Consider the following 1,262-nt stretch of genomic DNA (forward strand, 5'->3'; position numbering starts at 1 on the left):
CTCTATGATTATGAACCCAACAGAGTCATAGGCGGAGTCCTTGTTCATGGTACGGTATATATTTCAGGCAATACATTCACAAAAGACGGCTGGGACAGCTGTTCTCTGACTGACGGGCAGATCAGTAAATATTCAGAGATGTTTGCACTGTCTGCGTTAAATCCAGAAGAAGAAATATCCCAGCAGAACGACGGATTAATAATTATTATGTAAAGATATTGACAAATGCCAAAAATCGTGGTATTTTTTAAATGTAAGCTTTTATTGGTTATGCTGTAAAAACCCTTGCTCGGTTTGTCTGACAGGTAGAATTTTTCCGTAAACGGTAGATATCCGCGCAGCAGTGTGGTATGCTGGAATTAACAGCGGAGGCTGAAATATATACACGGGGTGTGACAATTATGAAAAGGACATTGGCGGTATTGATAATATGCGGACTTATGCTGTCAGGCTGCGGAAAAACAGAATCGGACGGAACTGAGCTTCGGGCGGGAAAAACCGAATCGGCTTCGGCTGCCTCAACGGTAACGACTACGCCCGTATCAACGGCTTCTTCCGTTAAGACGACCGCTGTAAAAACAACATCCAAAACATCAGCAAAAACAACGGTAAAAACCACGTCTGAAAGTACGGCGAAAAGTACGGAAAAGAAAAGCGGTACCAAAAAGAGCAGCAAGAAGGCCGACGTAACTACCCAAGCGCCGCAGTACGGTAACGAACAGGATAATAACGGCAATTATCAAACGGGAGGAAATAACGGCGGTCAAACTCAGCCGCAAAGTCAGAATACGACAGCTTCGCAGAAAACCGAGAAGCCAAGTCAAACTCAGAAAAAAACCACAACTGCAAAGAAAACAGAAAAGCCAAAGCCGACAGAAGCTCCTGAGCCTGAGCCGCAGGGACTTTCACAGGCAGATATATCAGAGATAAACGAATATATCAAACAGGCTGCTAAGTCTTACGGTATGGCAGGAACTAATATATTAAGCGGATACGTTGATGTATGGAGTGAATATTCATTTAATCCTCCGATTAGCACCGCTATATGCAGCTCGGTATCTTCAATAAAAAACAGCATTGACCATGATATCAAAGCAATATATGATGAATGGGCTGGCGATATGTCACAGGAAGAAATTTCTCAGTATCTCTATTTAAATGTTTATTGGGAAAAGGACGGAGATAAATATTGGATATATTTAATGTGGTAAAATGAAATAAAATAAGCGTAAAGACCGATGGTAAAAACATCGGTCTTTTTC

At 41.8% G+C, this 1,262-nt stretch carries 2 protein-coding genes; both read left to right on the forward strand.

Features of this window, described 5'->3' with window-relative positions; all coding sequences use genetic code 11:
• A partial coding sequence (locus ACYQ0N_RS15275) for a hypothetical protein (RefSeq protein ID WP_460163177.1) occupies positions 1-213 on the forward strand: 213 nt, incomplete at its 5' end.
• Between the two features lie 188 nt (positions 214-401).
• Positions 402-1,211: a hypothetical protein gene (locus tag ACYQ0N_RS15280; protein WP_460162811.1), complete on the forward strand. Its 810-nt coding sequence runs from the start codon at positions 402-404 to the stop codon at positions 1,209-1,211.
• Positions 1,212-1,262: the final 51 nt, after the last annotated feature.

This window comes from Ruminococcus sporogenes (assembly GCF_054655175.1).